The organism is uncultured Anaerococcus sp. (assembly GCF_963510575.1).
Classification (GTDB): domain Bacteria; phylum Bacillota; class Clostridia; order Tissierellales; family Peptoniphilaceae; genus Anaerococcus.
The window spans coordinates 1-6225 of record NZ_CAUPFR010000092.1 but is presented as its reverse complement, the minus strand read 5'-3'; the positions used below and the strand labels follow the sequence as shown (position 1 = coordinate 6225).

At 30.0% G+C, this 6225-nt stretch carries 7 protein-coding genes; all 7 read left to right on the top strand.

Annotated features, from left to right (window positions below; all coding sequences use genetic code 11):
* Positions 1-102 precede the first annotated feature (102 nt).
* The 7 genes from RQ907_RS06940 to RQ907_RS06910 are packed head-to-tail and all read left to right on the top strand — an operon-like array spanning position 103 to position 6097.
* On the top strand, positions 103-672 hold the full coding sequence (locus RQ907_RS06940; protein ID WP_311492652.1) for a histidine phosphatase family protein: 570 nt from the start codon (positions 103-105) through the stop codon (positions 670-672).
* Positions 669-1682, top strand: coding sequence for a DNA repair exonuclease (locus tag RQ907_RS06935; RefSeq protein ID WP_311492651.1), 1014 nt, complete (start codon positions 669-671; stop codon positions 1680-1682). Before RQ907_RS06940 ends, RQ907_RS06935 begins: the two co-directional genes overlap by 4 nt.
* A complete protein-coding gene (locus RQ907_RS06930; protein WP_311492650.1) occupies positions 1675-3495 on the top strand; it encodes an AAA family ATPase in 1821 nt (606 codons plus the stop codon). The genes RQ907_RS06935 and RQ907_RS06930 overlap by 8 nt, the downstream gene beginning before the upstream one ends.
* Positions 3492-4172 (top strand): metallophosphoesterase, encoded by a 681-nt coding sequence (locus RQ907_RS06925; RefSeq protein WP_311492649.1) that lies wholly within the window; start codon positions 3492-3494, stop codon positions 4170-4172. The genes RQ907_RS06930 and RQ907_RS06925 overlap by 4 nt, the downstream gene beginning before the upstream one ends.
* Positions 4172-4696 (top strand): class IV adenylate cyclase, encoded by a 525-nt coding sequence (locus RQ907_RS06920; protein ID WP_311492648.1) that lies wholly within the window; start codon positions 4172-4174, stop codon positions 4694-4696. The genes RQ907_RS06925 and RQ907_RS06920 overlap by 1 nt, the downstream gene beginning before the upstream one ends.
* Positions 4697-4749: 53 nt before the next feature.
* Complete coding sequence (gene pyrB / locus RQ907_RS06915; RefSeq protein ID WP_311492647.1) at positions 4750-5676, top strand: aspartate carbamoyltransferase; 927 nt, start codon at positions 4750-4752, stop codon at positions 5674-5676.
* Positions 5669-6097, top strand: a complete 429-nt coding sequence (locus RQ907_RS06910; protein WP_311492646.1) for an aspartate carbamoyltransferase regulatory subunit — start codon at positions 5669-5671, stop codon at positions 6095-6097. The genes pyrB and RQ907_RS06910 overlap by 8 nt, the downstream gene beginning before the upstream one ends.
* Positions 6098-6225 lie beyond the last annotated feature (128 nt).

Genomic DNA, 6225 nt, shown 5'->3' with positions numbered 1-6225 from the left:
GCCATGTCCAGTGGAGAATAATAAAAGGCGGGAAACCGTCTTTTATTTTGCCAAAACTAGATAAAAAGATAAATTTTGTTATAATTATTAGTGAGGTGGAATATGAAAATTATTTTTGTAAGACATGGTCTTACTAGAGCAAATATAGAAAAAAAATACTCAACTCCCGATACTAGACTTGAAGAATCGGGTTTATATATACTTGATAGGACTAAAGAACTATTAAAAAATTACCAAATTGACCAAGTTTATACTTCTGGCTTAATTCGTAGCCAAGAAACCGCTAAGATTTTAGGCTTTGATAATTTTTTGGTTGATACAAGGTTAAATGAAATGGATTTTGGGGACTTTAAGGGTCAAAACATTTATGATGTGAGAGAAAATCACAAAGATTTTTTTGAAAAGGAAAAAGCATCGTATTTTGATTTAGCCTATCCAAATGGAGAATCAAGAAGAGATGTAATTAGGAGATTAGGTTCCTTTCTTGATGAAAAATCAAAAGAAGACAAAAATATTCTTGCCATAAGTCACGGTATAGCCATAAGATCAACCTTGTTTTGGATTTTAAAAGACCTTGCAAATTGGCAATCATTTTGGATAGACAATGGGTCACTTACTGTTTATAATATAAAAGCCGACAAGAAACTCATAGAAAGTGTAAACCTTATATGAAATTTATCCACTTGGCTGATTGCCATCTCGGAGATAGGTATAGCTTTAAAAGTGAATTTTCAAATAAGATTAGGGGAAATAATAAAAAGTCATTTGAAAATATATTGGATAAAAATTCGGATGTTGATTTTTTCTTGATAGCCGGTGACTTGTATGAAAGAGCCTTTTTTACAATAAGGGATTATAAGGAACTTTTTGATAAAATATCTGACTTTGGCAAGGATGTTTTTTATGTTGCAGGAAATCACGACTACATCGGAGAAGATAATAAAGCTATTTTAAAAATGAAGCCTGAAAATTTCCACATCTTCACTGACGAAAATCTTGAGTATTACGAAATCAATTCAACAAGGATTTATGGTTTATCCTATAAAGATAGGATTTTTAATCAAGAATTTTCCTATGATATAGACTTAGACCCTAATTATTTCAATATTTTACTAGGTCACGGGACTATAAATAATCCTAAATCTACTTATCTGGATTTAAACTTAGAAAAATTAAAAAAAATAGGTTTTGATTATGTGGCTTTAGGCCATATTCATAAATGGGAAAATTTTGGTAATAATATTTACTATGCTGGATCTATTGAACCAGGTGATTTTTCAGATATATATGATTATGGTTATATCCTATATGATCAAGGGAAAATAAGCCATGTCGCTTCTTCGATAATGAAATTTTATGATTTGAAATTAGATCTAGATGATTTTAATAATGATGATGATTTGATAACATTTGTTAATTCTAAGCTAGAATCCAAGAGGGAAAATTACTTAAGAATAAATTTTGATAGGCAGGTCAATATTAATAAATTAAAAAAGGCTATAAATGCAGATTATATTCAAATTAGAGTGGATGAAAGATCGTCACTCTATGATTTGGTTAATTTTTACCCAGATTCCCTATTAGAAAAGTATAGGAAAAAATTCCCTGATGATTTAAATGATATCCAAGCGAGAGCCTTAGAATTAGGTTTAGATGCGATTTATAGGAGCAAGGATGACTAGGATTTATATTGAAGAATTAAATATAAAATCTTTTGGTAAATTTCAAAACAAAACAATAAGGCTAGACCCATCTTTTAACCTAATTTATGGTCTAAATGAATCAGGAAAAACTACCATAAAAAATTTTATAGAAGGAATGTTTTATGGTTTTGATGAGGGGAAATTAAGAATCAGTTTTTCTAATAAAAGAGAAAATTATAGGCCAAAATCTTCCTATATTTATGCCGGAGAAATTAAGTTGATTAAGGATGGCCAGAAGTATCTTTTATTTAGAGATTTCGATAGTGGCGATTATAGGATTAGTAATTTAAGCGAAAATAAGGAAGTGAAACTAAAGAAATCCGACTTAAATGCTCCAGGGAAATATTTTCTTGGAGTGGATTATGATATATACAAATCCTATATTTCATCCGAACAGATCCAAGAAATTAGCCAAGATAGCAAGAAAAAAGTTTTAGAAAAACTTGCTTCAAGCGATATAGACTACAAATTTTCCATAAAAAATTCTTTGGAAATACTTGATAATAGGCTTAAAGAAATTGGAACTGATAGGGCCTATACCAAACCTTATTATAAAACAAAGGAAAAAATAAAAGATTTAGAAGAACAAATCTCAGAAATCGATAGGTTAAAAAAAGATTTTTACCAGTCATATCAAAAATTAGATGAAGAAAAAAATATTCTAGCTATTAACGAAAAAAATTGTGAACGAAAAAAGCAAGTAAATCAAATTTTTAATAAGAAAAGATCTGATGATAATTTTAAGTCTTACCGAAATTGGTCTGATAAACTTTTTGGCATAGATAAGGAATTAGAAAGCTACGATGACTTAAAAGGTATGGAATTTGATTGGATTAGCGAAGAAAAAACAGAAAATAGAATTGATTATAGGATTATTTATTTTTTTGCTTGTATAGCTATAATTTTGATGGCTACCATATTAAGGAAGTTTTACCTTTTATTATTAGTTTTTCCTTTTATTTATATAATCTATAAGCAAACTAATAAAGATGGAGGAAAGAATTCATCTGAGTATAATAATCTAAGGCGTCGATTTTTAAAATATGAAAATCTTCTTTCTGAAAGAGGGAAAATTGTAGAAGTATTAGATATTTTAAAAAAGCAGGATTTAGCTTTTAATAAAGGCGAAGAGGAAATTGATTTTGATTTGGATGATTATGACAATCTGAAAGAATTAGATGAGATTGCAAGGCTTGAAAAGGAAATAAAAGAATCAAGACTTAGGATTCACTCTCAAGAAAAAAGTCTTTTATCAATAGACAATATCTTGCAAAATGAAGCAGGATTAAGGGATGAGTTAAGATACCAATCAGAAAAATTAAACAAGCTTCAAGATGAAATAGAGGCAATAAGTATTGCTAAAAAAATTATTTTAGAAATTGCTAATGAAAATAGGGCTGAAATTTATAAGCTAAATAAGGAATTAAAAACAATCCTTGAAGAATCAAGTAAGTCTGAATTTGATATAAGTTTTAATAAGAGTTTAGATATAGAGATTAGGGATAAGTCTAGTTTTACTTATGATGAAAAACAGTTGTCAAAGGGATATTTTGATCAGGTAAATTTTGCCATGAAACTTAGTTTAGCTAAACAAAGTATTAAGGATACGTTTTTGATTCTTGATGATGCTTTTATAAATTATGATATTGAAAGATTAAGAAGATTTTTATACCTAATTCTTGATGAATCTTTAACAAGGCAGATAATATATTTTACCTGCCATAAAAGAGAAAAAGAATTTTTTGATGTTGAAAATATAAGTGTAAATTTTATACAATTGGAGGATAGATGATATATGCTCTAGCTGACCTTCACTTGGACTATACTGAAGAAAAGTCTATGGAGGTTTTTGGAGAAGCCTGGAAAAATTACCAGGAAAAAATCTTCTCAAATTGGAAAAATAAAATAAAAGATGAGGACACGGTCTTAGTTCCAGGTGATATATCTTGGGCTATGGATATAAAAAATGCTCAAATTGATTTAGAAAAAATTGAAAGGCTTCCTGGTAAAAAAATATTGATGAAGGGTAATCATGATTTTTGGTGGTCTTCATTAAATAAACTTAACCAGCTAGGTTTTGAAACCATAGAGTTTTTACAAAATAATTCTTTTGAAGTAGAAGATTATCTAATTTGTGGAACTAGGGGTTGGATTAGCAGGGATAGCAGAGATTTTACTGACCATGATGAAAAGATTTATAAAAGAGAACTCCTAAGGCTGGAAAATTCTATTAGGAGTAGTAAATCTGACAAGAATCTTATTATAAATCTCCATTACCCGCCAATAAATACTGATGGATCCTTGAATGATTTTTTTGATTTAGCCAAAGAATTTAAGGCTCATACTCTTATTTATGGACATCTTCATGGAAATGGGCACAGATTGATTAAGGAAGGAATTTTTGAAGGGGTCAAATTAGTCTGCGTGTCGGGCGATTATGTGGATTTTGACCCAGTAAGGATAGGATAATGCAAAGAGAAATAGAAGTAAAAGTTTTAAATATTATACCTAAGGATATGGAAGAAAAATTAACTAGTCTTGGGGCTGAGAAAGTGAGCAGGGAATTACAAACTAATTATACTTTTGAACCTACAAGTGGTGAATTTGAAAAAGGATATTTAAGAATTAGAGAAAGCTTAATTGACGGCAAAAAAGCGCCAATCGAGCTAACTTTTAAGGAAGTAAAAAACGAGAAAGATGTTAGGATAAATAATGAATTTACAGTTCATATTGATTCTGTATCTATGATGACATCTATCTTAGAAAAAATGGGTGTAAAACTTAAATACAAGGGTGAAAAAGAAAGATTTTCTTACAGGTATAAAGGCCAGAGGTTTGACATAGATACTTGGGATAAAAATACCTACCCACACCCATATATGGAAATTGAATTTACAAACCAATCAAAAATAGATGAAATTCTAGCAGATTTAGGCATTGAAAAGGGCATGGTTACAACAAAGTCTATATCAGATTTAATAAATGAATTATAATTTTGACAGATAGAAATATACTGGTATAATTTTAAAAAATCTAAGGAGAAAGTATGATTTCTATAAAAAATTTATTAAATTCGCACGATTTGACAAAAAAAGATTTGCTCGAAATTATTGAACTAGGAAATGCTATTTATAAGAGTCCAGCCGATTTTTCTCATTCAGCAGATGGGAAGTTATTGGGGACTCTTTTTTTTGAGCCTTCAACTAGGACAAGATTATCTTTTGAATCTGCTATGCTAAGGTTAGGTGGATCTGTAGTAGGATTTTCTGATGCTAGTGTATCTTCAGCAAAGAAAGGTGAAAGCTTACAAGATACAGTTAGGACCGTAAGCCAATATGCAGATATTATTGCAATGCGTCATCCACAAGAAGGTGCTGCCTATCTTGCAAGTCTTGCAGCTGATTGCCCAATTATAAACGCAGGAGACGGTGGTCACCAACATCCAACTCAAACCTTAACAGATATGCTAACTATTAGCAATTACAAAGAAAGTTTTGACAACCATGTTATAGGTATTTGTGGTGACTTAAAATATGGAAGGACTGTTCACTCATTGATTAAAATCTTAAATCTTTTTGAGGGAAATAAATACATATTAATTTCTCCAGAAGAATTAAAACTTCCACAATATTTAAAGGAAGAAGTATTTGATGAAAATTCTGAGTATGAGGAAGTAAGAAGTCTTGATGAAGTGATTGATAAGATTGACATTCTTTATATGACAAGGATTCAAAGAGAAAGATTTTACTCTGATGCCCAATATACAAGACTTAAAGATTCCTACTTACTAGATAAGGAAAAAATGAATAGGGCTAGAGAAGATATGATAGTATTGCACCCACTTCCAAGGGTAAATGAAATAGCTAAAGAAGTTGACGATGACCCAAGAGCTGTTTATTTCAAACAAGCTAAATTTGGTATGTATGTTAGAATGGCACTTATTATAAAATTATTGGAGGCAAACAATGATTGAAATCACAAGCATTAAAGACGGAATAGTAATAGACCATATTAGAGCAGGACTAGGTATGCAAATATATAATCTTTTAGACTTAAAAGATTTAAAAGACGAAGTGGCAATAATTTTAAATGCTTCTTCAACAAGATTTGGCAAAAAGGATATATTAAAAATCGCAAACAATATTGATATAAACCTAGACGCTGTTTCAATTATAGACCCAACAGCAACTGTAAATATCATTGAAAATGAAAAGGTAGTTAGAAAACTTGAATTAAAGCTACCTGAAAAGGCTATTGATATCCTAACTTGTCAAAATCCAAAATGTGTATCTACAACTGAAAGAGAAGTTCAAAGTGAATTTATCCTCATAAATAAGGAAGAAAAGACCTATAAATGTGCCTACTGTGGACACATTTACGACGTGGAAGAATAAAATGAAGCAAATTTTTACCAACTTTTACGGATTTGATGACGTAAAAATTTCTAAAAACGACATTTATGTTGAAGATGGAATTATGGTAGAAGAATTCCCTAGAAAAGAAGCAGACGAGATTATTGATT

Bases quoted from the DNA above. Each gene is read 5' to 3' on its own strand.
- RQ907_RS06940 (WP_311492652.1), top strand. From the start codon at position 103: ATGAAAATTATTTTTGTAAGACATGGTCTTACTAGAGCAAATATAGAA.
- RQ907_RS06935 (WP_311492651.1), top strand. From the start codon at position 669: ATGAAATTTATCCACTTGGCTGATTGCCATCTCGGAGATAGGTATAGC.
- RQ907_RS06930 (WP_311492650.1), top strand. From the start codon at position 1,675: ATGACTAGGATTTATATTGAAGAATTAAATATAAAATCTTTTGGTAAA.
- RQ907_RS06925 (WP_311492649.1), top strand. From the start codon at position 3,492: ATGATATATGCTCTAGCTGACCTTCACTTGGACTATACTGAAGAAAAG.
- RQ907_RS06920 (WP_311492648.1), top strand. From the start codon at position 4,172: ATGCAAAGAGAAATAGAAGTAAAAGTTTTAAATATTATACCTAAGGAT.
- pyrB (WP_311492647.1), top strand. From the start codon at position 4,750: ATGATTTCTATAAAAAATTTATTAAATTCGCACGATTTGACAAAAAAA.
- RQ907_RS06910 (WP_311492646.1), top strand. From the start codon at position 5,669: ATGATTGAAATCACAAGCATTAAAGACGGAATAGTAATAGACCATATT.